The sequence below is a fragment of the Streptomyces odontomachi genome (genome assembly GCF_024435355.1).
GTDB classification, from domain to species: domain Bacteria; phylum Actinomycetota; class Actinomycetes; order Streptomycetales; family Streptomycetaceae; genus Streptomyces; species Streptomyces odontomachi.
Window position 1 is genome coordinate 44,379 of the sequence record NZ_JAMJWG010000015.1, and the last position, 25,096, is coordinate 69,474.

General features: G+C 68.2%; 24 protein-coding genes. 17 read left to right on the forward strand and 7 right to left on the reverse strand.

What is annotated here, in order from left to right; genetic code table 11:
• Positions 1–44 precede the first annotated feature (44 nt).
• From NQO67_RS27605 to NQO67_RS27660, 12 genes are all read left to right on the forward strand, one after another.
• A complete protein-coding gene (locus tag NQO67_RS27605; protein ID WP_255952998.1) occupies positions 45–734 on the forward strand; it encodes a helix-turn-helix domain-containing protein in 690 nt (229 codons plus the stop codon).
• Between the two features lie 184 nt (positions 735–918).
• Positions 919–1,443, forward strand: a complete 525-nt coding sequence (locus NQO67_RS27610) for a hypothetical protein (protein ID WP_255952999.1) — start codon at positions 919–921, stop codon at positions 1,441–1,443.
• A 276-nt stretch (positions 1,444–1,719) separates the two neighbouring features.
• Entirely contained in the window at positions 1,720–2,244 is a 525-nt protein-coding gene (locus NQO67_RS27615) for a hypothetical protein (protein WP_255953000.1), read from the forward strand.
• Between the two features lie 276 nt (positions 2,245–2,520).
• Positions 2,521–2,955 carry a 50S ribosomal protein L11 gene (gene rplK, locus NQO67_RS27620; protein WP_255953001.1) on the forward strand — a complete coding sequence of 145 codons (435 nt, stop codon included), beginning with the start codon at positions 2,521–2,523 and terminating at the stop codon, positions 2,953–2,955.
• 114 nt (positions 2,956–3,069) lie between these two features.
• Positions 3,070–3,795, forward strand: coding sequence for a 50S ribosomal protein L1 (rplA, locus tag NQO67_RS27625; RefSeq protein WP_255953002.1), 726 nt, complete (start codon positions 3,070–3,072; stop codon positions 3,793–3,795).
• Between the two features lie 429 nt (positions 3,796–4,224).
• Positions 4,225–5,100: an SCO4651 family lipoprotein gene (locus NQO67_RS27630; protein ID WP_255953003.1), complete on the forward strand. Its 876-nt coding sequence runs from the start codon at positions 4,225–4,227 to the stop codon at positions 5,098–5,100.
• Positions 5,101–5,499: 399 nt separating this feature from the next.
• Positions 5,500–6,030 carry a 50S ribosomal protein L10 gene (rplJ, locus tag NQO67_RS27635; protein ID WP_255953004.1) on the forward strand — a complete coding sequence of 177 codons (531 nt, stop codon included), beginning with the start codon at positions 5,500–5,502 and terminating at the stop codon, positions 6,028–6,030.
• Positions 6,031–6,187: 157 nt separating this feature from the next.
• Positions 6,188–6,574: a 50S ribosomal protein L7/L12 gene (rplL, locus tag NQO67_RS27640; protein ID WP_255953005.1), complete on the forward strand. Its 387-nt coding sequence runs from the start codon at positions 6,188–6,190 to the stop codon at positions 6,572–6,574.
• 597 nt (positions 6,575–7,171) lie between these two features.
• Complete coding sequence (rpoB, locus tag NQO67_RS27645) at positions 7,172–10,657, forward strand: DNA-directed RNA polymerase subunit beta (RefSeq protein ID WP_255953006.1); 3,486 nt, start codon at positions 7,172–7,174, stop codon at positions 10,655–10,657.
• Positions 10,658–10,775: 118 nt separating this feature from the next.
• Entirely contained in the window at positions 10,776–14,696 is a 3,921-nt protein-coding gene (locus NQO67_RS27650; protein ID WP_255953007.1) for a DNA-directed RNA polymerase subunit beta', read from the forward strand.
• Positions 14,697–14,896: 200 nt separating this feature from the next.
• On the forward strand, positions 14,897–16,177 hold the full coding sequence (locus NQO67_RS27655; protein WP_255953008.1) for an outer membrane protein assembly factor BamB family protein: 1,281 nt from the start codon (positions 14,897–14,899) through the stop codon (positions 16,175–16,177).
• A gap of 255 nt (positions 16,178–16,432) precedes the next feature.
• Complete coding sequence (locus NQO67_RS27660; protein ID WP_308295704.1) at positions 16,433–16,897, forward strand: DUF1707 and DUF4190 domain-containing protein; 465 nt, start codon at positions 16,433–16,435, stop codon at positions 16,895–16,897.
• Positions 16,898–16,922: 25 nt separating this feature from the next.
• Here the strand turns inward: NQO67_RS27660 and NQO67_RS27665 are convergent, their stop codons facing one another.
• Complete coding sequence (locus NQO67_RS27665) at positions 16,923–17,345, reverse strand: hypothetical protein (RefSeq protein ID WP_255953010.1); 423 nt, start codon at positions 17,343–17,345, stop codon at positions 16,923–16,925.
• Between the two features lie 22 nt (positions 17,346–17,367).
• Complete coding sequence (locus NQO67_RS27670) at positions 17,368–17,814, reverse strand: hypothetical protein (protein ID WP_255953011.1); 447 nt, start codon at positions 17,812–17,814, stop codon at positions 17,368–17,370.
• 321 nt (positions 17,815–18,135) lie between these two features.
• Here NQO67_RS27670 and NQO67_RS27675 point away from each other — a divergent pair, with 321 nt between their 5' ends.
• Positions 18,136–18,951 (forward strand): inositol monophosphatase family protein, encoded by an 816-nt coding sequence (locus tag NQO67_RS27675; RefSeq protein WP_255953012.1) that lies wholly within the window; start codon positions 18,136–18,138, stop codon positions 18,949–18,951.
• A gap of 219 nt (positions 18,952–19,170) precedes the next feature.
• On the opposite strand, the gene NQO67_RS27680 is transcribed toward NQO67_RS27675, so the two are convergent.
• Genes NQO67_RS27680 through NQO67_RS27695 form a run of 4 tightly spaced genes read right to left on the reverse strand, consistent with a single transcriptional unit; the run spans position 19,171 to position 21,552 of the window.
• Positions 19,171–19,602, reverse strand: a complete 432-nt coding sequence (locus tag NQO67_RS27680; RefSeq protein ID WP_255953013.1) for a DUF4276 family protein — start codon at positions 19,600–19,602, stop codon at positions 19,171–19,173.
• 24 nt (positions 19,603–19,626) lie between these two features.
• A complete protein-coding gene (locus NQO67_RS27685; RefSeq protein WP_255953014.1) occupies positions 19,627–19,758 on the reverse strand; it encodes a hypothetical protein in 132 nt (43 codons plus the stop codon).
• Positions 19,748–20,866 carry an AAA family ATPase gene (locus NQO67_RS44360; RefSeq protein WP_255953015.1) on the reverse strand — a complete coding sequence of 373 codons (1,119 nt, stop codon included), beginning with the start codon at positions 20,864–20,866 and terminating at the stop codon, positions 19,748–19,750. The genes NQO67_RS27685 and NQO67_RS44360 overlap by 11 nt, the downstream gene beginning before the upstream one ends.
• A 44-nt stretch (positions 20,867–20,910) precedes the next feature.
• Entirely contained in the window at positions 20,911–21,552 is a 642-nt protein-coding gene (locus NQO67_RS27695) for an ATP-binding protein (RefSeq protein WP_255953016.1), read from the reverse strand.
• 182 nt (positions 21,553–21,734) lie between these two features.
• Between NQO67_RS27695 and NQO67_RS27700 the strand changes: the two genes are divergently transcribed.
• The 3 genes from NQO67_RS27700 to NQO67_RS27710 are packed head-to-tail and all read left to right on the forward strand — an operon-like array spanning position 21,735 to position 23,013.
• Complete coding sequence (locus NQO67_RS27700) at positions 21,735–22,607, forward strand: helix-turn-helix domain-containing protein (protein ID WP_255953017.1); 873 nt, start codon at positions 21,735–21,737, stop codon at positions 22,605–22,607.
• Positions 22,604–22,807 carry a DUF397 domain-containing protein gene (locus NQO67_RS27705; RefSeq protein ID WP_255953018.1) on the forward strand — a complete coding sequence of 68 codons (204 nt, stop codon included), beginning with the start codon at positions 22,604–22,606 and terminating at the stop codon, positions 22,805–22,807. Before NQO67_RS27700 ends, NQO67_RS27705 begins: the two co-directional genes overlap by 4 nt.
• A 32-nt stretch (positions 22,808–22,839) precedes the next feature.
• On the forward strand, positions 22,840–23,013 hold the full coding sequence (locus tag NQO67_RS27710; RefSeq protein WP_308295705.1) for a DUF397 domain-containing protein: 174 nt from the start codon (positions 22,840–22,842) through the stop codon (positions 23,011–23,013).
• Between the two features lie 33 nt (positions 23,014–23,046).
• Here the strand turns inward: NQO67_RS27710 and NQO67_RS27715 are convergent, their stop codons facing one another.
• Positions 23,047–23,541 carry a MarR family winged helix-turn-helix transcriptional regulator gene (locus NQO67_RS27715; RefSeq protein WP_255953020.1) on the reverse strand — a complete coding sequence of 165 codons (495 nt, stop codon included), beginning with the start codon at positions 23,539–23,541 and terminating at the stop codon, positions 23,047–23,049.
• A gap of 162 nt (positions 23,542–23,703) precedes the next feature.
• On the opposite strand from NQO67_RS27715, the gene NQO67_RS27720 reads away from it, so the two are divergent.
• Positions 23,704–24,906 carry an FAD-dependent monooxygenase gene (locus NQO67_RS27720; protein ID WP_255953021.1) on the forward strand — a complete coding sequence of 401 codons (1,203 nt, stop codon included), beginning with the start codon at positions 23,704–23,706 and terminating at the stop codon, positions 24,904–24,906.
• The last annotated feature ends 190 nt before the right edge of the window (positions 24,907–25,096 follow it).

Consider the following 25,096-nt stretch of genomic DNA (forward strand, 5'->3'; position numbering starts at 1 on the left):
TTGAACAAAGCGATTGCAGGGCGCTGTTCGCCAGCTCATCGGACGTGACGCTGTTCGGCGAGTACGGCCCCGCCCATGTGGCCCGGCACCGGCATCCCGCATGGAAGGTCCTGTTGCCCCTCGACGGGTACGTCCGCGTCGTCCCTGATGGAAGGCCCCCGGTGTACGGGCGGGGAATGCTGGTACCACCACAGCTCGCACACCGCCCCGCCACGTCGTCCGGCTATGTCGCACTGTTCCTGCCGCCGTGGCAGGCAGGCCGCACCGGTGAACCCACCCCGGTCCCGCCGCAGAAGGTCCGGCGCCTCCTCGCGGCACTGTGCGTGCACGACCTCCGGGAGACTCCGGATCTCGACGCCGCACGAGCGGAACTCTCCGACCTGTTCGGCACACGTCGAGCGATCGACCCGCGGATCGGACAGGTGCTCAACGAGCTTGAACACGCCCGGCGGATCGACCACCTCGCCGCCGGCGTCGGGTTGTCCCCAGCACGGTTGCGCGCTTTGGTGAACGAAGAGGTCGGTGTCCCGCTCGTGCAGCTTCGTCAGTGGCGCCGGCTGGGCACTGCCATCGCGCACTTTCGAGAGTCCTCGATCGGCACGGCAGCCGCACGTGCCGGGTTTGCCGACCAGGCACACCTCACGCGCGTCACCCGTCGCTTCACCGGACGCACCCCGACCACCATCGCCTCCTCCTCGGAGCCTTGCCGTCGGGTGCCGGGCATGCAGCTGTGACCGGTTATGACTACGGCCGCTTCGGTTCTTCGTCGATTGATTCGTCAAATGAGCGGAACCGGCATTTACGCATCACCCCCACAACCCCCGTACGCCCGGGCGAGTCTGACCGGGCGACTGATGATCGTCGACCGTGCCGTAGGGCCGGTCGGCGCACCGCTTCATGCCTACTGGGGGTCTCCTCGTGCACGCTCGACATGCCATCCTCGCCACGGCCGCCTGCGTCCTCGCACTCCTGCCCGCGGCCAACGCGACAGCCGCCTCCGGACCGACGGCCGACCCGGCCGGCGCACGGGCGAGCGCCGTCGGCACGGCACCGTCCGCCGCGGGGAACCCGCGCAGCGCCAGGGCCCAGGCGGCCGACGTGTGCGGTGACGCGACCCAGGTCGGCAGCACCGCCTACATCGACAAGAACGGGGCGCACATCGCCTCCGTCAAGCAGTTCTACTCGCCGTCCTGCCAGGCGACCTTCGGCTACCTGTGGATCTGGCAGAGCCACCGCGACGCCGTCCCGAGCGACGACCTCAGCGTGGGGGTCTACGACTCCACCACGCAGGAGATCGTCGGCCAGCACGACTGGATCGACACCAAGGAGCAGGAGTTCTGGTCGTTCGGCGAGCAGACCGGGACGGACTGCACCGCGGGCATCGGCTGGCTGGAGCAGAGCTCCGGTGGCCCGCTGACGGCGCAGACCGACGAGCACTGCTGATCCGGCGGCTCGGGCGCGCATAGCCCCACCCACCCCGCTCACACCCCGGCGCATGGCATCTCATTGCCATGCGCCGGGGGCGTACGCCAGTGCAGAGGAAAACGGTGGCTGGGAGGCCACAACCATCCGTCGGCGACGCGGGTCTCACTTGATACCGATACGCACAGGGACGATGTTCTTCGTGGCGTTTCACGAAGTACCGACCGACATCGAGTGGAATGTGCCTGTCGGAACGGAAGAGCTCAACGACGAGCCCGAATCCATTGGGGGATTCCCATGCGCGTTCGCACGACCGCCATCGCCGCCGCCACCTGCGCCCTCGTACTCCTCCCGGCCGCCTCCGCAATGGCCGGCACCGGACCGGCGCCCGCCCCGGGCAAGAAGGCCGCCGCCAGCTCGACCGCGCCGTCCGCCGCAGGCAACCCCCGCAGCGCCCGCGCCCAGGCGGCCGACGTCTGTGCGGACGCCTACCAGATCGGCACCACCGCCTACATCGACCGCGGCGGCGTCCACGTGGCCTCGGTCAAGCAGTTCTACTCCCCGTCCTGCAACGAGAACTACGGCTACCTGTGGGTGTGGGACAGCTACCGCGACAAGACCAAGTCCTACGACACCACCATCGGCGTCTACAGCTACAACCAGGACGCCACCCTCGGCCTGCGCTCCTGGAAGGCGACGCACCTCCAGGAGTTCTGGTCCAACCCGGCGGACACGGTGAAGGAGTGCACCTCGGCCGTCGGCTCGCTGCGGCAGCCCGGCGACCCGGCCGCCGGCACCGCATCGAGCAGCAAGCGCTGCTGAGCACGCGCCCGGCGCCCCCGCGCGCCTGATCCACCCCACCAGGTCGGACCGGTCCCGTGACCGGTCCGACCTGGTCGATTTACGGCACCGAGCGGCGACCCGTTATCGTGGGTCGGTATGCGTGCACTCGGTGCGCAGCTTTCCACCGCGCACTTTCCGAGGCATCCGAGGCGACGGACCGAAGAAAAGGATTCGAAGCAACGGCCTGCCACGCGATATGCCTGCCACCGTACGACTGCACGCGTACGCAACTCTCACTAGGACCCGGAAGAGAACATGCCTCCCAAGAAGAAGAAGGTCACGGGGCTGATCAAGCTCCAGATCCAGGCCGGCGCAGCCAACCCGGCCCCGCCGGTCGGCCCTGCCCTGGGTCAGCACGGCGTCAACATCATGGAGTTCTGCAAGGCCTACAACGCCGCGACCGAGTCGCAGCGCGGCTGGGTCATCCCGGTGGAGATCACGGTCTACGAGGACCGGTCCTTCACCTTCATCACCAAGACCCCGCCGGCCGCCAAGATGATCCTCAAGGCCGCGGGCGTGGAGAAGGGCTCCGGCGAGCCGCACAAGACCAAGGTCGCCAAGATCACCCAGGCGCAGGTCCGCGAGATCGCCGAGACCAAGATGCCCGACCTCAACGCCAACGACCTGGACGCCGCCGCGAAGATCATCGCCGGCACCGCCCGCTCCATGGGCGTCACGGTCGAGGGCTGACGTCGTAAGCCCCCGCAAGAACCCCGTGGCCCCGTGGCCGCACCCGGGGAACCGCGTGGCAGGGCCTGCTCGGCCCGTACCACGACTCCTTTTTTTGAACACACAGGAGCAGTAGTGAGCAAGCGCAGCAAGTCTCTCCGCGCTGCGGACGCCAAGATCGACCGGGAGAAGCTCTACGCCCCGCTCGAGGCCGTCCGTCTCGCCAAGGAGACCTCCACGACCAAGTTCGCCGGCACCGTCGAGGTCGCCTTCCGGCTGGGTGTCGACCCCCGCAAGGCCGACCAGATGGTCCGTGGCACCGTGAACCTCCCGCACGGCACCGGCAAGACCGCCCGGGTCCTGGTCTTCGCGACCGGTGACCGTGCTGCGGCCGCGGAAGCCGCAGGCGCCGACATCGTCGGTGCCGACGAGCTGATCGACGAGGTGTCGAAGGGCCGCCTGGACTTCGACGCCGTCGTCGCCACCCCGGACATGATGGGCAAGGTCGGTCGCCTCGGCCGTGTCCTCGGCCCCCGTGGCCTCATGCCCAACCCGAAGACCGGCACCGTGACGCCGGACGTCGCCAAGGCCGTCACCGACATCAAGGGCGGCAAGATCGAGTTCCGCGTCGACAAGCACTCGAACCTGCACTTCATCATCGGCAAGACGTCCTTCGAGGACGACAAGCTGGTGGAGAACTACGGTGCGGCGCTGGAGGAGATCCTCCGGCTGAAGCCGTCCGCGGCCAAGGGCCGGTACATCAAGAAGGCCGCCATCAGCACGACGATCGGCCCCGGCGTCCCCGTCGACCCGAACCGCACGCGGAACCTCCTCGTCGAGGAGGACCCGGCGGCGGTCTGAGCCCTGCGCTCACACAGCCAGCCCTGAGCGCACGCGCTTCGCAGAGCGGGCCCCGCACCCACCGAGCCTTCGGGCACGACGGGCGCGGGGCCCGCTCGCTTTCCATCGCTTACGTGCTGCTGCTTCTGCTTCTGCTTCTGTTGTTCGCTTTCTGCCGGCCGCTTTCACGGAACGCGGAGGTGCCCGCCCCGTCCGGTCTCTCAGGCCCTTTGAGAGGCATTCAGGCCCTTTCGCGAGGCCCCCGGAGGCCCCGGAGTCCCGCGAAGATCCCAGAGGCCGCCCCCAGCAGGTCGGAAGGCCTCCCCGCCTCGCCGTTTCGTGATGTGCACCACACGGAATCGTATGGTCGTTCGACATCGCGCGGGCTACTCTTATCGCCTTATTGTGCACTTTCCGTGAATTCCTTGGGGGGAATGAATGGGCTCTGTCATGCGTGATTCCGTGCGGCGAAGAGCGGCGTGCGTGGGGGTCGCCGTGGCGCTCCTGGCCGTGGGTGCGGTCGGCTGTTCCCAGGGGGACAAGGACGCCAAGGGGGGCACCGGGCGGCCGCAGGCCCAGTCGCCCGCGATGGAACCGGCCGCGGCCGTCGCCAAGGCCGCGAAGAACACGGAGGACATCACGTCCCTGCGCTACCGCATGTCCGGCAGGGTGCCGGACGAGGGCAAGGTGAGCGGTGAGGCGGCGATGAGCCTCAAGCCGCTGGCCATCAGCATGAAGATGGCGTCGGGCAAGGCCGGGGAGGACCCGGTGGAGATCCGGCTCGTCGACAAGGCCATGTACATCAACGGCGGCGACGACAGCGCCGAGGAGATGGACGGCAAGAGCTGGATCAAGTTCGACATGTCCGCCGCCGGTGCCGACGACGCGCTGGACCCGGACCAGCTCGGCGCAGGCCAGGCCGACCAGAACCCGGCGACCGAGTCCACCTTCCTCACCGGCTCCAAGGACGTGAAGAAGGTCGGCACGGAGACCGTCGACGGGGTGCGTACCACCCACTACAAGGGCACCGTCTCCGTCGCCGATCTGAAGGCCGACCTCAAGGGCGAGGGCAAGGGCGTACGCGAGCAGCGCGAGAAGAGCCTCAAGCAGTACGAGGACATGGGCGTCGACTCGATCGCCATGGACATGTGGATCGACGGTGACCAGCACACCAAGCAGTTCCGCATGCGCGGCGACGCCGACAAGGGCCCGCTCGACATGACCGTCACCTTCCTCGACCTCAACGAGCCGGTGACCATCAAGGCCCCGCCCGCCAAGGACACCGTCGACCTCGCGGAGATGATGAAGGAACTCGACGAGGCCTGAGTGCCGTACGGGCGATTTGCCTGACGGCGATCGGTTCCCGTACGCTCCTACCGAAGCCGAAGACCGCTGGTCGTCGCCGTGCGCCCTGAGAGGGGTGCGGTGGCCGAAGGATCCGTCGAAGGACGGACGACCTGCGTAGGTGACAGTGGATGTGCTCCCGGAGGGTCTGACGTCCGGGCCGGCCTCGAATGCCGGCTCGACCAAGCCCGCCCCGGTCGAGCTCACGCCCCGTGCGCCTGCGCCGGGGCGTTTCGTTTTGGATCAGCTCCGCTCCCCAGGGAGCGCAGCGCACGTCTCCTCGCCACGCGCCCGACTCCTGGCGTCTTCGGTCGACCACGACTGACCGGCCGGCCACGCGGCCAGCCGGTAGATCACCACCCCGGAAGGAGGCCGAGGCTCATGGCGACGGCCGACAAGGTCGCAGCCGTGGAGGAGATCGCGGGCAAGCTCCGCGACTCCAACGCTGCTGTGGTCACCTCGTACACCGGACTGAGCGTGGCGCAGCTCAAGACGCTGCGTCGTTCTCTCGGCGAGAACGCCCAGTACCGTGTGGTGAAGAACACGCTGACCAAGATCGCGGCCAAGCAGGCCGGGGTCGAGCTGGACGAGTACCTGAAGGGCTCGACGGCCGTCGCCTTCGTGACCGGTGACCCGGTCGAGGCGGCGAAGGGGCTGCGTGACTTCGCCAAGGAAAACCCCGCGCTCGTCATCAAGGGCGGTGTCCTCGACGGCAAGGGCCTTTCCGCCGACGAGATCAACCGCCTCGCGGACCTCGAGTCCCGCGAGGTTCTGCTCGCCAAGCTGGCGGGCGCCATGAAGGGCAAGCAGTCCCAGGCTGCCGCGCTCTTCCAGGCGCTTCCGTCGAAGTTCGTCCGCACCGCGGAGGCGCTTCGCGTCAAGAAGGCCGAGCAGGAAGGCGGTGCCGAGTAACTCGGCTCGCACCCGGCCGCTGCCGGCCTCGGCGGCGACCACCGCGGGCCGAACGTGCCGCAAGGCATACTCCCCCGCTGCCTCAAGGGTGTGGGAGGTACTCCCACCCCTCACCCGTACATCCGGCACCTGCCGATCAAGTGGAAGGACCGCCACCATGGCGAAGCTCAGCCAGGACGACCTGCTTGCCCAGTTCGAGGAAATGACCCTCCTGGAGCTCTCCGAGTTCGTGAAGGCGTTCGAGGACAAGTTCGACGTCACCGCTGCCGCCCCGGCCGCCGTCGCCGTCGCCCCGGGCGCCCCCGGTGCCGCCGCCCCGGCCGAGGAGGAGAAGGACGAGTTCGACGTCATCCTCACCGGCGCCGGCGACAAGAAGATCCAGGTCATCAAGGTCGTGCGCGAGCTGACCTCGCTGGGTCTGAAGGAGGCCAAGGACCTCGTGGACGGCGCCCCGAAGCCGGTCCTCGAGAAGGTCGCCAAGGACGCCGCCGAGAAGGCCGCCGAGTCCCTCAAGGGCGCCGGCGCCTCCGTCGAGGTCAAGTAAGTTCCAGGCCCCGAGCGCGGTCGCCGTACCGCGCCCGGAGTCGGCCGCTGTAACGCGGACACACCGAAGGGCGATCATCCATCCGGGTGGTCGCCCTTCGGCGTTCGAGGGCGCAGGCGCGGCGGCGGCCTTGCGGCCTGGGACACGGCGAGTATGGTCAACACGTCGCGACTCCGACGGCGGGTTGACGGCCCGCGGTGACGGACGGATCGGGGCGCCCGTAGCAGCAGGAACAGCGGCGGGGCCTTGACGAACCGCACGCAGCGCGCAATTCTCAGGACGCGTCGTCACAACGATCCGGATCCGAGGCATGGATCGGTGGCGAAGAGGGAAGCATCGATATGCGCGAGAGGGCGTGAGTTACCGCAGGCATGAAGAGCAGCGAGGGTTCCAAGAACCCGCACTGGACATCAGTGGGCCATGTGGCTACACTGACCCTTTGCGCTGCCTGTTAGCTGCCTCCTGCCCGTCACCAGGAGCACCCCTCGCTCGGTATTTAGGAAAGCAGACCCCATCTGACCTTGGTTTCTGCTTACTTTTGCCAGCTTGGCGACCGGTCAGCGTGAGATGAGTCCGAGCCCTCGGAAGGACCCCCTCTTGGCCGCCTCGCGCACTGCCTCGACCGCACATACGAACAATGGTGCAAGCACCGCCCCGCTGCGCATCTCCTTTGCAAAGATCAAGGAGCCCCTTGAGGTTCCGAACCTTCTGGCGTTGCAGACCGAGAGCTTTGACTGGCTGCTCGGCAACGACGCCTGGAAGGCTCGTGTCGAGGCGGCTCTCCAGTCCGGTCAGGACGTCCCCACCAAGTCAGGCCTGGAAGAGATCTTCGAGGAGATCTCTCCGATCGAGGACTTCTCCGGGTCGATGTCGCTGACCTTCCGCGACCACCGCTTCGAGCCGCCGAAGAACTCCATCGACGAGTGCAAGGAGCGTGACTTCACCTACGCCGCTCCGCTCTTCGTCACCGCCGAATTCACCAACAACGAAACCGGCGAGATCAAGTCCCAGACGGTCTTCATGGGCGACTTCCCCCTGATGACCAACAAGGGCACCTTCGTGATCAACGGCACCGAGCGTGTCGTCGTGTCGCAGCTGGTCCGCTCGCCGGGTGTCTACTTCGACTCCTCCATCGACAAGACCTCCGACAAGGACATCTTCTCCGCCAAGATCATCCCGTCCCGGGGTGCCTGGCTGGAGATGGAGATCGACAAGCGCGACATGGTCGGTGTCCGCATCGACCGCAAGCGCAAGCAGTCGGTCACCGTGCTCCTCAAGGCGCTCGGCTGGACGAACGACCAGATCCTCGAGGAGTTCGGCGACTACGAGTCCATGCGCGCCACCCTGGAGAAGGACCACACCCAGGGCCAGGACGACGCGCTGCTGGACATCTACCGCAAGCTGCGCCCGGGTGAGCCCCCCACCAAGGAGGCCGCCCAGACGCTGCTGGACAACCTCTACTTCAACCCCAAGCGCTACGACCTGGCCAAGGTCGGCCGCTACAAGGTCAACAAGAAGCTCGGCGCCGACGCCCCCCTGGACGCCGGGATCCTGACCGTCGACGACATCATCGCGACGATCAAGTACCTGGTGAAGCTGCACGCCGGCGAGACCGAGACCACCGGTGACAGCGGCGTCACGATCGTCGTCGAGACCGACGACATCGACCACTTCGGCAACCGCCGTCTGCGTAACGTCGGCGAGCTCATCCAGAACCAGGTCCGTACCGGTCTGGCCCGGATGGAGCGCGTCGTGCGCGAGCGCATGACGACCCAGGACGTCGAGGCGATCACGCCGCAGACCCTGATCAACATCCGGCCGGTCGTCGCCTCCATCAAGGAGTTCTTCGGCACCAGCCAGCTGTCCCAGTTCATGGACCAGAACAACCCGCTGTCGGGTCTGACGCACAAGCGGCGTCTCTCCGCGCTCGGCCCGGGTGGTCTCTCCCGTGAGCGGGCCGGCTTCGAGGTCCGTGACGTGCACCCGTCGCACTACGGCCGCATGTGCCCGATCGAGACCCCCGAAGGCCCGAACATCGGCCTGATCGGCTCGCTCGCCTCCTACGGCCGTGTCAACGCGTTCGGGTTCGTCGAGACCCCGTACCGCAAGGTCACCGACGGCCAGGTCACCGACGACGTCGACTACCTGACCGCCGACGAGGAAGACCGCTTCGTCATCGCCCAGGCCAACGCGCCGCTCACCGACGACCTGCACTTCGCCGAGGCCCGCGTGCTGGTCCGCCGGCGTGGCGGCGAGGTCGACTACGTCGCCGGTGACGACGTGGACTACATGGACGTCTCGCCGCGCCAGATGGTGTCGGTCGCGACCGCCATGATCCCCTTCCTGGAGCACGACGACGCCAACCGCGCGCTCATGGGCGCGAACATGATGCGCCAGGCCGTGCCGCTGATCAAGGCCGAGGCCCCGCTGGTCGGCACCGGCATGGAGTACCGCTGCGCCACCGACGCCGGCGACGTCGTCAAGGCCGAGAAGGACGGCGTGATCCAGGAGGTCTCCGCCGACTACATCACCGTCGGCAACGACGACGGCACGTACACCACCTACCGGCTGGCCAAGTTCTCCCGCTCCAACCAGGGCACCTCGGTCAACCAGAAGGTGGTCGTCTCCGAGGGCGACCGGGTCATCACCGGCCAGGTGCTGGCCGACGGCCCGGCCACCGAAAAGGGCGAGATGGCGCTCGGCAAGAACCTGCTGGTCGCGTTCATGCCGTGGGAGGGCCACAACTACGAGGACGCGATCATCCTGTCGCAGCGCCTCGTCCAGGACGACGTCCTCTCCTCGATCCACATCGAGGAGCACGAGGTCGACGCCCGGGACACCAAGCTCGGCCCCGAGGAGATCACCCGGGACATCCCGAACGTCTCCGAGGAGGTCCTGGCCGACCTCGACGAGCGCGGCATCATCCGCATCGGCGCCGAGGTCATCGCCGGCGACATCCTGGTCGGCAAGGTGACCCCCAAGGGCGAGACCGAGCTGACCCCCGAGGAGCGCCTGCTGCGGGCGATCTTCGGTGAGAAGGCCCGTGAGGTCCGTGACACCTCGCTGAAGGTGCCGCACGGCGAGACCGGCAAGGTCATCGGCGTGCGCGTCTTCGACCGCGAGGAGGGCGACGAGTTGCCGCCCGGTGTGAACCAGCTGGTGCGCGTCTACGTCGCGCAGAAGCGGAAGATCACCGACGGTGACAAGCTCGCCGGCCGGCACGGCAACAAGGGCGTCATCTCCAAGATCCTGCCGATCGAGGACATGCCGTTCATGGAGGACGGCACCCCGGTCGACATCATCCTCAACCCGCTCGGCGTGCCGTCCCGAATGAACCCGGGACAGGTGCTGGAGATCCACCTCGGCTGGCTCGCCAGCCAGGGCTGGGACGTCTCCGGACTCGCCGACGAATGGGCGCAGCGCCTCCAGAACATCGGCGCCGACCGCGTGGAGACCCGTACCAACGTCGCCACCCCGGTCTTCGACGGTGCCCGCGAGGACGAGCTGGCCGGTCTGCTGGAGCACACCATCCCGAACCGCGACGGCGACCGCATGGTCCTGCCCTCCGGTAAGGCCCGGCTGTTCGACGGCCGCTCCGGCGAGCCGTTCCCGGACCCGATCTCGGTCGGCTACATGTACATCCTCAAGCTGCACCACCTGGTGGACGACAAGCTGCACGCACGTTCCACTGGCCCGTACTCGATGATCACCCAGCAGCCGCTCGGTGGTAAGGCGCAGTTCGGTGGCCAGCGGTTCGGCGAGATGGAGGTGTGGGCGCTGGAGGCGTACGGCGCCGCTTACGCCCTCCAGGAGCTGCTGACCATCAAGTCCGACGACGTCACCGGACGTGTGAAGGTCTACGAGGCCATCGTCAAGGGCGAGAACATCCCCGAGCCGGGCATCCCCGAGTCCTTCAAGGTGCTCATCAAGGAGATGCAGTCCCTGTGCCTGAACGTGGAGGTGCTCTCCTCCGACGGCATGTCCATTGAAATGCGCGACACGGACGAGGACGTCTTCCGTGCCGCGGAAGAGCTCGGAATCGACCTGTCCCGGCGCGAGCCGAGCAGCGTCGAAGAGGTCTGAACGGGCCCGCCCGTCGTCCCGGCCAGGGATGACGGGCGGTGACCCACAGCCCCCGCCCCAGGGGTCGGACCCCCGTACAGACCACCAGTGACACAACCCTGAGAGGGATTGACGCATAGTGCTCGACGTCAACTTCTTCGACGAGCTCCGGATCGGCCTGGCCACCGCGGACGACATCCGTCAGTGGAGCCACGGCGAGGTCAAGAAGCCCGAGACCATCAACTACCGCACCCTCAAGCCCGAAAAGGACGGACTCTTCTGCGAGAAGATCTTCGGCCCCACCCGGGACTGGGAGTGCTACTGCGGCAAGTACAAGCGCGTCCGCTTCAAGGGCATCATCTGTGAGCGCTGCGGTGTCGAGGTCACCCGCGCCAAGGTGCGCCGTGAGCGGATGGGCCACATCGAGCTGGCCGCACCCGTCACCCACATCTGGTACTTCAAGGGCGTCCCGTCGCGCCTGGGCTACCTGCTCGACCTGGCCCCGAAGGACCTGGAAAAGGTCATCTACTTCGCCGCGTACATGATCACGTTCGTGGACGAGGAGCGCCGCACCCGCGACCTGCCCTCGCTGGAGGCCCATGTCTCCGTCGAGCGCCAGCAGGTCGAGCAGCGTCGTGACGCGGACCTGGAGGCCCGCGCCAAGAAGCTGGAGACCGACCTCGCCGAGCTGGAGGCCGAGGGCGCCAAGGCCGATGTGCGCCGCAAGGTGCGCGAGGGTGCCGAGCGCGAGATGAAGCAGCTGCGCGACCGTGCGCAGCGCGAGATCGACCGGCTCGACGAGGTGTGGAACCGCTTCAAGAACCTCAAGGTCCAGGACCTGGAGGGCGACGAGCTGCTCTACCGCGAGCTGCGCGACCGCTTCGGCACCTACTTCGACGGCTCGATGGGCGCCGCCGCGCTCCAGAAGCGCCTGGAGTCCTTCGACCTCGAAGAGGAGGCCGAGAAGCTCCGCGAGATCATCCGCACCGGCAAGGGCCAGAAGAAGACCCGCGCCCTGAAGCGGCTGAAGGTCGTCTCCGCGTTCCTCCAGACGTCCAACAGCCCCAAGGGCATGGTGCTGGACTGCGTGCCGGTCATCCCGCCGGACCTGCGTCCGATGGTGCAGCTGGACGGTGGCCGCTTCGCGACCTCCGACCTGAACGACCTGTACCGCCGCGTCATCAACCGCAACAACCGACTGAAGCGCCTTCTCGACCTCGGTGCCCCCGAGATCATCGTGAACAACGAGAAGCGCATGCTCCAGGAGGCCGTCGACGCGCTCTTCGACAACGGCCGTCGTGGTCGCCCGGTCACGGGCCCCGGCAACCGTCCGCTGAAGTCGCTGTCCGACATGCTCAAGGGCAAGCAGGGCCGGTTCCGTCAGAACCTGCTCGGTAAGCGAGTCGACTACTCGGCGCGTTCCGTCATCGTCGTCGGCCCGCAGCTCAAGCTGCACCAGTGCGGTCTCCCGAAGGCCATGGCGCTGGAGCTCTTCAAGCCGTTCGTGATGAAGCGCCTGGTCGACCTGAACCACGCGCAGAACATCAAGTCGGCCAAGCGCATGGTCGAGCGCGGCCGCACGGTCGTGTACGACGTGCTGGAAGAGGTCATCGCCGAGCACCCGGTGCTGCTGAACCGTGCACCGACCCTGCACCGCCTCGGCATCCAGGCCTTCGAGCCGCAGCTGGTCGAGGGCAAGGCCATCCAGATCCACCCGCTCGTGTGCACCGCGTTCAACGCGGACTTCGACGGTGACCAGATGGCCGTGCACCTGCCGCTGTCCGCGGAGGCGCAGGCCGAGGCCCGCATCCTGATGCTGTCCTCGAACAACATCCTCAAGCCGGCCGACGGCCGTCCGGTGACGATGCCGACCCAGGACATGGTCCTCGGTCTGTTCTTCCTCACCACCGACGGCGAGGCCCGCGAGGTCAAGGGCGAGGAGCGGTCCTTCGCCTCCGTCGCCGAGGCGATCATGGCCTTCGACGCGGGCGACCTGTCGCTCCAGTCGAAGGTGGACATCCGCTTCCCGGTGGGCACCATCCCGCCGCGCGGCTGGACCCCGCAGGCGCCCGAGGACACCTCGTTCGAGGGCGACGCCGGCATCGGCGAGTGGCAGCCGGGCGACCCGTTCCGGCTGCGGACCACCCTGGGCCGTGCGCTCTTCAACGAGCTGCTGCCCGAGGACTACCCGTTCGTCGACTACGAGGTCGGCAAGAAGCAGCTCTCCGAGATCGTCAACGACCTCGCCGAGCGCTACCCGAAGGTCATCGTGGCGGCGACGCTCGACAACCTGAAGGCGGCCGGCTTCTTCTGGGCCACCCGTTCCGGCGTCACCGTGGCCATCTCCGACGTCGTCGTCCCCGAGGCGAAGAGGGAGATCGTCCGCGGCTACGAGGCGCAGGACGAGAAGGTCCAGAAGCAGTACGAGCGCGGTCTGATCACCAAGGACGAGCGTTCGCAGGAGCTCATCGCGCTGTGGACCAAGGCGACCAACGAGGTCGCCGAGGCGATGAACGAGAACTTCCCGAAGACCAACCCGATCTTCATGATGGTGAACTCGGGCGCCCGAGGGAACATGATGCAGATGCGTCAGATCGCCGGTATGCGTGGTCTGGTGTCCAACGCCAAGAACGAGACGATTCCGCGTCCCATCAAGGCGTCGTTCCGCGAGGGCCTGTCCGTGCTGGAGTACTTCATCTCCACGCACGGTGCCCGTAAGGGTCTCGCCGACACCGCCCTGCGTACCGCCGACTCCGGCTACCTCACCCGTCGTCTGGTCGACGTCTCCCAGGACGTCATCATTCGCGAGGAGGACTGCGGCACCGACCGCGGCCTGCGGCTGGCCATCGCCGAGGTGGGCGCCGACGGCGTCCTGCGCAAGGCGGAGAACGTCGAGACCAGCGTGTACGCGCGCGCGCTCGCCGAGGACATCGTCGCCGACGGCAAGGTGCTGGCCCCGGCCAACACCGACCTGGGCGACGTGCTCATCGACGAGCTGGTCCGGCACGGCGTCTCGGAGGTCAAGACCCGTTCGGTCCTGACCTGTGAGTCCGCCGTCGGCACCTGCGCCATGTGCTACGGCCGCTCGCTGGCCACCGGCAAGCTGGTCGACATCGGTGAGGCGGTCGGCATCATCGCCGCGCAGTCCATCGGTGAGCCCGGCACCCAGCTGACGATGCGTACCTTCCACACCGGTGGTGTGGCAGGTGAGGACATCACGCAGGGTCTGCCGCGTGTCGTCGAGCTCTTCGAGGCCCGTACCCCGAAGGGTGTCGCCCCGATCTCCGAGGCCTCCGGCCGCGTCCGGATCGAGGAGACCGAGAAGACCAAGAAGATCATCGTCACCCCGGACGACGGCAGCGACGAGACGGCTTTCCCGATCTCGAAGCGTGCCCGCATGCTGGTGGGCGAGGGCGATCACGTCGAGGTGGGCCAGAAGCTCACCGTGGGTGCCACCAACCCGCACGACGTGCTGCGCATCCTCGGCCAGCGCGCGGTCCAGGTGCACCTGGTCGGCGAGGTCCAGAAGGTCTACAACTCGCAGGGTGTGTCGATCCACGACAAGCACATCGAGATCATCATCCGGCAGATGCTGCGCCGTGTGACGATCATCGAGTCCGGCGACGCGGAGCTGCTGCCGGGTGAGCTCGTGGAGCGCTCGAAGTTCGAGACCGAGAACCGCCGTGTGGTCCAGGAGGGCGGTCACCCGGCCTCCGGTCGTCCGCAGCTGATGGGTATCACCAAGGCCTCGCTGGCCACCGAGTCGTGGCTGTCGGCGGCGTCCTTCCAGGAGACGACGAGGGTCCTCACCGACGCGGCGATCAACGCCAAGTCGGACTCCCTCATCGGCCTCAAGGAGAACGTCATCATCGGTAAGCTCATCCCGGCCGGTACGGGCCTGTCCCGCTACCGCAACATCCGGGTCGAGCCGACCGAGGAGGCCAAGGCCGCGATGTACTCGGCCGTCGGCTACGACGACATCGACTACAGCCCGTTCGGCACGGGCTCCGGTCAGGCGGTGCCGCTGGAGGACTACGACTACGGGCCTTACAACCAGTAGGCGTGGTGTGTGGTTCGCGGTGAGTCCGCAGGCGTAAAGAGGGCGGTCACCCCCGTGGGGGTGGCCGCCCTCTGGGCGTGCGTGCCTGTCGCGCCCATCCAACGTTCGTTGACAAACGAACTGTTTGCTTGGGCTCGCTCTCTGGGAGGGGCGGGCCGTCGGGGGGCATGGTGGCACAGGAGAAAGAACCTACGAGACTGGTGAACCTGGCGGACGCGGCGGGCCGCGTCCGGGCGCTGGGCCTGCTCGTCGTACTCACCAGCGTCGTGTGCGCCCTGTTGCTGGTGTTCGAGCCTGGTGACCGGCATCAGCCACAGGACGTGATCACCGGAGCTCAGGGCCCCTTCCCGGCGGCGTTCGCCGACCGGCCCCCGAGCAGGCCGGACCATGTCATCGACCGGAAGTTGGATGGCGGAGCCTCACTGCCGTCCGATTCGGGTGTGGCGCACGGCCTGGCCGTGGAGCGGACGGACGCCGGTGTGCAGGCGGTGAACCTGCGTACGGGAAAGGTGTACTGGCGCTACGGGCGCGGGGGCGATGAGCAGGTCCTGCAACTCGCGGTGACGGAGCGCACCGTGGTGATCGGATACTGGAGCCACGGGGCGGAGCTGGTCGGCGTCGACCTGCGTCAGGGCAGGCCGCTGTGGCGCGCGAACGTCTGGAACAAGCATGGTGCCCAGCTGATGAGGCTCGAAGACGGCCAGGTCGTCGTCCCGGTGTCCGCGGGCACGCTGGGCGCTTTCGGCGAGCGTGACGGCCGGAGACTGTGGACGGTGAAGGTGCCGGGTTCCTGTCCCGATCTGCACGTCACCACCGTGTACGTCCTGCCGCGGCATCTCAGCGCTGTCCATCTGGAGTGCGGCACGGGGAACGACGAGGAGAGCGGTCTGGTGCTCGGAATCGACAACCAGACCGGCGACGTGCTCTGGCACCAGGAAACCGAGGGCCCGGGATCGCTGGTCAGAGCGGGTGCACATGAGCTGATCGCCCCCGACCCGGACAGCCCGGCGACCGTCCGCGTGCTCGACGTCAACCGCCAAGGCATCTCCACGCGCGCCACCTTCTCCCCGGACAGCTGGGAGCCGGTCGCCTCGGGAAGCGGCATCGCGGTGTCAGCCACCGACTCCCGGAGCCAGGACGACGACCACGACCACGATGATCTCCTGCGCGCCTACGACGCGCGGAACGGACACCTCGCCTGGCGCCTGTCGGCTCCGCACGGCCAGGTGTACGGGCTGCCGGCGGTCGCCGACGGCCGGATGTACGTCGTACGCCAGCCGAGCTCCGCGGACGTCGACGACCGGGTCCAGGCCGACCTGCTTGTGCTGGACGCGAAAACCGGACACCTGCTCCACACCACGCACTTGCGGCTGCCGGCCGGGACCCGGCCGGACGGCGGTGATCTCACGGTCGACAGCGTCGCCGACGGCGCTGTCATCATCAGCCGGCAGCATCGTGAGCTGCTGATCGCCACGGACTGATGCTCCCGACCGGCGACATCGCTGACAGCGGGAACGTCCGGAGGGCGGCTAACCGGTTGGGGTGGCCGCCCTTCGGCGTGTGCGCGGGGTGCGTGCGCCGTCTGTTCCCGGCTGATTTCCTATGGAACCGGTGCCTTCCCTGTGACGTGAAGGATGATGGAAGGGCCAGCCGAGTGGGGGGAGGCGCCCATGCGGTATCCACCGCCGTCACCGTGGCAGCCGGGGCAGTCGTGGCAGGTACCCGGAAACCCGTCCATGCTCGCCTCGCAGGCCGAGCGCGAGCGCGCCGTGGACGTGCTCCGGGCGGCTTTCGGCGAGGGCCGGCTCCAGCAGCGCGAATTCGAGCAACGGGTCGCGCGGGCGTACGCGGCCCGCACCATCGGCGAGCTGTCCGTCCTGGTCGCCGACGTTCCGCAAGGCCCGGCACCGATGCCACCCACGCCCGTGGCCATGCCCCCCGCCGTGCCCCAGCCGTACCTGCCGGTGCTGTCCCGTCCGGTCAACGGCAAGGCGGTCGCGTCCCTCGTGCTGGGCCTGATGACCATGGTGACGTTCGGCGTCACCGGCCTGCCCGCGGTGATCACGGGCCATATGGCCCTGAGCGAACTCCGCAGCAGCGGGGAGAGCGGTGACGCGCAGGCCGTGATCGGGTTGATCATGGGGTGGCTGTCGATCGCGGCGTGGATGGTGTTCTTCGTCTTCCTGGTGATAGCGGTGTGAGCCCCGGGTACCCAGCACCGCCGGGTCACCCGGCCGGGCTGCTCAGGGCGGTCCGTCGGGTGCGCCGAGCCGTGACCATGCTGAGGACCCCGGCGACGAAGGCGAGTGCGAGGCCGGCGGCCATGATGAGGTTCCCGGCGACCGTACCGGCGTTGTGGGAGGTCAGGTTGGGCGTCAGCTGGCCGGCCAGGGTGCCGACGCCGACGATCCAGAACGCGATGAGCACCCCGAAGACGGCGTGCCACCACCAGCGGGCGGTGCACAGCACCAGCAGACCTGACGCGACGATGAACAGGATGCCGGGCGGGAAGGCGACGCCGAAGCTGGATTGGGCATCGGAGAATTTGGACGGCTCGGCCACCCACTGGACGACCAGACCGACGACGCCGACGAGCAGACCGGCGAACGAGACGAGGGTGCTACGGCTCAGCCGACGCAGACGGAGCATGACAGTTTCCTTCGTGGTGGGGTCAACGGGATGCACGGCGGACGAGGCCGGTCGAGGCCACCGCGAAGAGGGCGGCGGCGACGAGGCTGAGCATCTGTAGCCAGCCGGCGGTGAAGTCCAGTGCGGCTTCCGGCCGGATCAGCCGGGACGTGAACTCGGGCGTGGCGAGTCCTCCGACGAGGAGGAAGACGCTCATGGCGACGACGAGCAGCGGCACGAACCGCCACCGGACCAGCGCCACCATCGCGGCGAACGCGAGGGCGATGAAAGGGCCGGGCCCGTCATAGCCGGGCGCCTCGTCACCGATGGCGGCCAGCACCAGGGCGACGCAGGTGGCGACCAGGAGCGTCCGGTGCCGGCCGTGGGCACGGCCGATCGCGGTCCGGGCCGCGGGGTCGCGCCGCGGTGGGTTCCCGGTAACTGCCAACCGCCGGTCGCCGGGGTCGCCGGGCGGCGTCTGCGCTGTCACGAGACGGCCTCCTTTGCTGTGGTGGTGTCGGTCGTCGGTCGCCTCGCGGATCGACGTCGTCCGCGACGGCGGACGCAGCACCATCCTCCGAGCGGTCACGGCCGGCGTCGTCGTATCGCGGGAGGCCTCCCGCGTACCCTCCGGGGCGTACCGGGAGGGCTCGTAGGGCTACGACAGGCGGACGTGGGGCGCCTGTCCGGTCCGGTCCGTATGGCCGGCGGCGCGGCCGGAGGCCTTCAGCCCGGCGCACACCCCGTCGCACACCGTCTTCCGGATTTCGTGGGCGCGGTCCCGCGCACCCCAGCGGTTATCCTGCGCCGCGTGATCGACTCACCCGGAATCCTCGACGACGTCGGCGTTGCGACAGCCGCGGTTCGCGCCGGCGCGGACGTGGTGCGCGAGCTGTACGGCCAGCGGCTCGACCGCATCGACAAGGGCGGCGGGGACTTCGCGACCACCGCCGACGTGGCGGCCGAGAAGGCGATCCTGGGCGTCCTGCGCACCGCCCGGCCCGATGACGCGGTGCTCGGTGAGGAGGGCGGCCAGCAGGGCGCTGCGCGGGCCGCACGCCAGTGGCTGGTCGACCCGTTGTGCGGCACGCTGAACTACGCGGTGGGCAACCTCCTGGTCGCCGTCAACGTGGCGCTGCGCGGTGGTGCGGCGGCGGTGGCCGACCCGTTCAGCGGCGAGGTCTTCTGCACGGACGGCGAGGCCGCCTGGGCCCGGCAGGACGACGTGGACACCCGCCTGGCGCCCACGCCCGCCACCCACCTCGTGGACGTCAACCTGGACCCGCCGTTCCCCAGCGCCCCCGGGTTCCGGGCGGTGGACCTGCTGGCCCATCCCGATTTCATGGCCCGGTTCCGGCCCCGGGTCGTCTCCACGTCGCTGGCGCTGGCGTGGGTCGCCGCCGGCAAGCGGGCCGCGTACGTCACCGACGGCGGTGACCTGTCCGGGAGCGTGCACTTCGCATCCGGTATCGCCTTGTGCCGGGCGGCGGGGTGCGTGGTGAGCGGGGTCGACGGGGCGCCGGTCGGGCAAGGGGGCCGGGGGCTCGTCGTGGCTGCGGACGGGGAGACCCATGGGGTGCTGATGGCGATGATCGGTGGCCGGGGGGCGGGGCCTAGTGACCGGTGACGACGACGTAGATCAGGCAGGCGGCCACGGCCAGGACGAGCACGCCGGTCCCGAGCAGCTTGAGCATCAAGATCGTCCGGAAGGGCTCGTCACGCCTGTCCATGCCTCCATCGTCGCTCGCCGGGCCGGTTTTCGGAGGCGTTGCGCTGCCCGAATCGTGGCCGGTGCACGGGCAGTGATTCGGCCGCGTTCATCTGTTGCGGAGGGATCCGGGCAACATCAGAGGAAGTGCAGGCGCTCCATGGCTGTGCGGAGTTCCGTGAGCCAGCGTCGGTAGGCGGAGACCTTCGCGAGCATGTCGAGTCCTGCCGTCTGGCCCAGCCGGTCGAAGAGCCTCTCGACGTCCTGCCGGCCCCCGAGGACCGCCTTCAGCAGGGCCTTCGGATCTGTGACCTTCTCCACGTCGTGGGGCACTTCCCACGTGGTGTCGTTGGCAGGTGACGCCGCACGCAGCGCGGTCGTGTCCGCGAGCATCCAGGCTTCCGTCTCACGTACGGGGACGAGTCCGACGATGCGCGGGGCATCATTGGCCAACTGTTCCCGTAAGGCGTCGACCTTGCCGCGCTCGTTGTGGTCATGGTGGATCAGGACCACGTCGAAGTAGTGGAGCAGCTCGGCCACCTCGCGCTGCACCCGGTCCCGGGGCGCCACGGTGAAGCAGTCACCGGTGACGACTCACGAGTAGTCGAAGCCGACGGAGGTCTCCTGCGCCAGCTCGGTGATCTGCCGGTCGATGAGTGGCCCGAGGAACCACTGATCGCTCGCCCCCTCAGTGAGGAGAGCGAGAGTGAAATACCTACGCCCCACGACTGAACCGCCCCACCGGGTCAAGGTACTTACGCACTTCGAGCGGTGTGACGAACGTCCCCCGCTCTCCCTCGTCGGCGACCTTTCTGACTCGCGTCAGCCGACGGGGCGGCTGCCCGTCGTCGAACCGGGTCACCGTGTCCAGGAAGACGACCGACTCCGGGGCCATGTCCAAGGCGGCGGCGAGTGTCACCGGCGAATGCGAGGTGATGAGCGTCTGACGGCCGTTGCCCGAGGTGAGCGTCGCGCGATCACTGGTCCTGCCGCGCAGCCTTTGCAGTAGCTGCGGGATGCGACTCGGATGGAGGTGGTTCTCCGGCTCCTCAAGCATCAGCACCCCCTCGTGGTCGGGATCATGCGCCGCGGCGAGCAGCGCCAGGACGCGCAGGGTGCCTGCGGACGCCGTGTTCGTGGTCATGCGGTGCTCATGCTTGTGCTGGAGCCAGACGTCCCACTGGGCCCATTCGGTGTTGGCCTCCACTGTGACGTCCACCAGGTCGGGGAGCAGCGCCGCGACATCGGCCTGGAAGTCACGCCAGCCCTCGGGGCTTCGTGCGATACGGCCCAGAACGGCTCCCAGGTTTTTGCCGTCTTCAGCGAGGGGGGCGGTGTCATAGGTGGAGGAGACGACACGCATGGCGCGGGGGGTGGGTTCCAGGATTCGCCAGTCCTTGGTGGCGGTGACCAGGTGTTCGGCGACGTCGACGGTGTGGAGCGGCATATCCCGCATGGCCTGGTTGGGAACGTCGCTGACTAGGACACTGACGCAGAGGGGATCAGGCGGATCCGCGTACCGGATTTCGGCCTCCACCCTGGGAAGGCAGTAACCCTCAGGACCGTTCACGAGCACGTGGGCCGCGATCCGCATAGCCTCGACAGGACGATTGTCCGGACCACGCCGGAACAGCTCCTTCGGGCCGCCCCGGCGGGCGTGATCGACTAGGGCCTGCCCCGTCGGCTCCCGGATCAGCTGGCCGAGAAGATCCACGGCTTCGAGCAGATTGGACTTGCCGGACGCGTTGGCCCCTACCAGGACGGCAAACGGGGGCAGGTGGAGGGAGAAGCCCTCGAAGGACTTGTACCCGTCGATCTCGATCCGGGTGATCACCGCGGCTCCTCCTCTCCGTACGTGTTCATGCGCACCGCGCCAGACTAGCCACGTCCGCCCCCGTCCCGTACGGTCAGCGGCTCGGCCGCGTCCACCCGTTGCCGGGGGCCGGAGTCGAGTTCCAGCACGATGGCAATTCCGCCGGATGTGGATTGGTCGGCACGGACGCCGAGGACGGTGTGCCATCGTCCGTGCAGCCTGACCTGCTGTCCGGGCTGGATGATCACCGCGGCGATCCGCCGCTCGGCGGGGACGGCCACGATGTCCGGGGCCTTCAGTTCGGCCCACACCGTCTTGCCGATGCCGTAGGGGCGGTCGCGCACGCCCCAGCGGTGCGCCAGGGCCTCGACGAGCAGCAGCCCGCGCCCGCCGGTTTCGTCCTCGCCCGGGTTCCGGACCTCGGGCCGGCCGGCTCCGGCGTCGCTCACCTCCAGCCGCAGTAACCCGTCTGCTTCTGACCGCGCGATCAGGATGCCCACCTGCCGGTCGCGTGGGGCGGGCACGCGCAGGGCGTTGGTGACCAGCTCGGAGAGGACCAGTTCGGCGGTTTCGGTGACGTCTTGGTCGATACCCCAGTCGCTGAGCACCGCGCAGAGCAGCGCCCGTGCTCTTGGAACGGTGCTGGCGCGGCGAGGTAGGCGGCACGTGACCTTGCGAACGGCTGCATTCTCGGTCTGCTCGTTCAAGGCGACCCCTGGAGTTTGTGGCTGGCTCAGGCTGCCCTGGGCGTGGTGCGGATGGAGCGCGCAGCACGTCCGGTTTGTGTAGCGTAGGGCTCGTGCAAAATTACTTGGAGTCCTAGCGACCTCTTTCACTCATTCGAGTGGGTGGGCATCCGTGTGGCCCTGTGGCTGATAGGGAGTTGTTCATGCCTTCTGTGAAACCGTCCACCGTGTTGGGCAGGCAACTCGGCGATGAACTCAAGAGACTTCGTGAAGCCGCTGGTGTGTCCATGGCCGAGGCCGCCGAGGTGCTGGAGTGCACGCGAGCAAAGATCAGCCGCATGGAGAACGGGCACGTACCTGTCCGTGCGCCAGACCTGAGTGCCCTTATGAGCTCCTACAGAATCGAAGACCGGGAAACGCGTGAGCGGCTCAGCGCCCTGGCGCGGAAGGCCAACCGGCGTCGACGCGATGGTTGGTGGCATCAGTACGGCAGTGTGCTTGGTGACGCCTACCGGGATCAGATCGAGATGGAGGCCATCTGCGATCGCGTGCGGACGTACGAAGCGCAGCTGATTCCTGGGCTCTTGCAAACCCCTGAGTATGGTCGCGCGGTGACGGTAGCCTCACGCGCTTGGCAGACACCGGAGGAGATTGAGCAGTTCGTCGAGGTGCGGCTCTCCCGCCAAAAGCGCCTTACTGATGAGTCTCCGCTCGAACTCTGGGTGGTCCTCGCGGAGGGTGTCCTGCGTCAGCAGGTCGGAGGTGCATCGGTGATGCGCGACCAGCTTGAGCATGTGTTGACGATGGCGGATTTGCCCAACGTCACCGTCCAGATCATGCCGTTCTCACGTGGCGCGCACGCGGGTATGTTCGGCCCATACGTGCTGATGAGTTTTCCGCAGGCGTCCTCGCTCGACCTCGTGCTGACCGAGATTCCGTCGGGCAATATGTGGGTGGAGAGGGAACCTGAAGTCGCCTATTATCGCGCTCTCTTTGACGACGCACGCAAATCCGCGTTGCCGCCCACAGAGTCACTCGCGCTGATCCAGCGCACTGTAGAGGGGTACCGTTCATGAGTCGTGATCACCGTATATCGGCTGTTCTTGGGGAATCGGCATGGCGGGCGAGCAGCTACAGCGGAGGCCAGGGGAACTGCCTCGAAGTCGCCGACAGCATCCCTGGCGTAGTCCCTGTCCGCGATAGCAAGCGTCCTGCCAGCCCGGTCCTGGCCTTTGGTCCTGCGGCGTGGTCGGCGTTCGTCGACCACCTGCGTTGAGCGGTTCTCAGGAAGCGAGGGCGACCGCATCGGTGTCAGACGCGGAGTGGCGCAGCGGTACGTACAGCGGCGCCCAAGGCGACTGCCTTGAAGTCGCTGACGGCGTCCCGCACGTCGTCCCCGTCCGCGACAGCAAGCGCCCCACCGCCCCCGTGATCCACTTCACCCGCCCGGCCTGGGCCGCCTTCGTTCGCCACCTGCGCTGACGTAGTCCCCCGTGGAGGGGCGCCGCCTGAGCCTCAAGGCGGCGTCCCGTCGTCCTCGAACGACGTCAGCCAGACCGTGAGGTCATCGACAAAGCGCCGCATCAGCCGGCCGAAGTCGTCGCGGTCCTGCTCCGGCCAGTGGGCGATGGCCTGGTTGAACCAGCCCAGCAGCGTGGTCGTGTAGCGGTCGGCAGCCGCCGCGCCCGTCTCCGTCGGCTCGATGAGACTGGCGCGGCGGTCGTGCGGGTCGGCGACGCGGCGCACCAGGCCGCGGCGCTCCAGCTCCTGCACCTGCCGGGTGACGTGCGGGCCCACGACCTGCATGCGTTCCGCGATCTCTCCGATGCGCAGGGGGTGGTCCGCCAGGTGCACGGACACCAGGACGGACATCGCCGGCCGGTCCAGGGACAGGCCGGCGCTGTCCATGGCCCGTTCCGCCAGGCTTCCCCGGCTGAAGGCGTTGCTCAGCTGCGCGATGTGCGGCAGGACGCCCATGACGTCCGTGTCGGGCGGCGTGTCGTCTGGCATGTAGTTGCTTACCTAACTTAGGTATCTATATGCTCGTGTCCGGCGTTCCGGGGCCCGGGGTGGCCCTGGTCGCAAAAAGGATAACTAAAGTACGTATCTATTGCGTGTGTGCGTGCCTACCGCGTATTGCGTACCGCGCGCTGCCGCGCGAAGGGGGCCATCATGACCCACACCCGTTCCGCCTCACCCACCGTCCTCGTCTCCGGCGCCAGCATCGCAGGCCCGGCGCTGGCCTACTGGCTCGACCACCACGGTTTCGACGTCACCGTCGTGGAGAAGGCCTCCCGCATCCGCGGCGGGGGATACGCCATCGACATCCGCGGAACCGCCCTGGGCGTCGTCGAGCGCATGGGGGTCCTCCCGGAGCTGCGCCGGGCTCACGTCGACACGCGTCAGCTCTCGTTCCTCGACGCCGACGGCTCGACGATCGCCGCGACCCGACCCGAATACGTGCTCGGGGACGAGGGGCACGACATCGAGGTGCGCCGCGGCGACCTGGCCGACAGCCTGTACCGGCTCACCCGCGACTCGGTGGAGTATGTGTTCGGCGACTCCATTGCCGGGCTCGACGACCGCGGCGACCACGTGGACGTCACCTTCCAGGGGGGCGGGCGCCGACGGTTCGATCTCGTCGTCGGCGCCGACGGGCTGCACTCGAACACGCGGGGCCTGGTCTTCGGGCCCGAGGAGCAGTACCACCGCTACCTCGGCCGCGCCTTCGCCGGCTTCACGTTGCCCAATGACTTCGGTCTTGAGCGCGAGGCCGTCATCTGGAACGTGCCGGGCCGCGGTGCGGCGATCTACGCGTACGGGGCACGCGAGACGGTGCACGGGTTCCTCGTCTTCAAGATGGACGAGCCGCCCTTCGGTGCCTTTCGCGACCCCGAGGCGCAGCGCGACCTGGTCGCCGCCACGTTCCCCGACCGGCAGTGGGAGGTCCCCCGGCTGGTCGCCGCCATGCGTGAAGCGGACGATCTGTTCTTCGACATCGTCAGCCAGATACACATGCCCACCTGGTCGAAGGGGCGCGTCGCACTCGTGGGCGACGCGGCGTACGCGCCCTCCTTCCTCTCCGGGCAGGGCTCGAGCGTCGCCCTCGTCGGCGCCTACGTGCTGGCCGGCGAGCTGGCCACCCGTGCCGATCACGCCGCGGCGTTCGCGGCCTACGAGGACGTCATGCGCGAGTTCGTCACCGTCAACCAGGCCATCGCCACCACCGGCAGCACCGTCGTCACCCCGCACACCCAGGAAGAGGTGGACGCCCGGAACCAAGCGCTCCGCAGCAGGACCGACCTGCCCACGAACGGACAGGGGCGCGCCGCTTACAACGCGCTGCGGTTGCCCGAGTACGGGCGCGTGCGCTGAAACTCACGGGGCGGACCCGAAGGGCGCGTTTCGCGCGTGGATCGACAGGGGGTCGCTGGCCGGCTCCGGCTCGACCTCCGTCGAATTCACGCCGCGCCCGGGCCGTACGCCGTACGGAGCAGTGCCGGCGCGGCTCCGACGTACGCCCTGACGGGCGGCGGGCCGGCGGTGGGTCGTGGCGCGTCGCGGC

Excerpts from the sequence above, each read along its gene's own strand:
- NQO67_RS27665 (WP_255953010.1), bottom strand. The coding sequence starts at position 17,345 with ATGCTCCGTCTGCGTCGGCTGAGCCGTAGCACCCTCGTCTCGTTCGCC.
- NQO67_RS27660 (WP_308295704.1), top strand. The coding sequence starts at position 16,433 with ATGCTCGCCTCGCAGGCCGAGCGCGAGCGCGCCGTGGACGTGCTCCGG.
- NQO67_RS27705 (WP_255953018.1), top strand. The coding sequence starts at position 22,604 with ATGAGTCGTGATCACCGTATATCGGCTGTTCTTGGGGAATCGGCATGG.
- NQO67_RS27615 (WP_255953000.1), top strand. The coding sequence starts at position 1,720 with ATGCGCGTTCGCACGACCGCCATCGCCGCCGCCACCTGCGCCCTCGTA.
- NQO67_RS27720 (WP_255953021.1), top strand. The coding sequence starts at position 23,704 with ATGACCCACACCCGTTCCGCCTCACCCACCGTCCTCGTCTCCGGCGCC.
- rplL (WP_255953005.1), top strand. The coding sequence starts at position 6,188 with ATGGCGAAGCTCAGCCAGGACGACCTGCTTGCCCAGTTCGAGGAAATG.
- rplK (WP_255953001.1), top strand. The coding sequence starts at position 2,521 with ATGCCTCCCAAGAAGAAGAAGGTCACGGGGCTGATCAAGCTCCAGATC.
- NQO67_RS27630 (WP_255953003.1), top strand. The coding sequence starts at position 4,225 with ATGCGTGATTCCGTGCGGCGAAGAGCGGCGTGCGTGGGGGTCGCCGTG.
- NQO67_RS27700 (WP_255953017.1), top strand. The coding sequence starts at position 21,735 with ATGCCTTCTGTGAAACCGTCCACCGTGTTGGGCAGGCAACTCGGCGAT.
- NQO67_RS27715 (WP_255953020.1), bottom strand. The coding sequence starts at position 23,541 with ATGCCAGACGACACGCCGCCCGACACGGACGTCATGGGCGTCCTGCCG.
- rplJ (WP_255953004.1), top strand. The coding sequence starts at position 5,500 with ATGGCGACGGCCGACAAGGTCGCAGCCGTGGAGGAGATCGCGGGCAAG.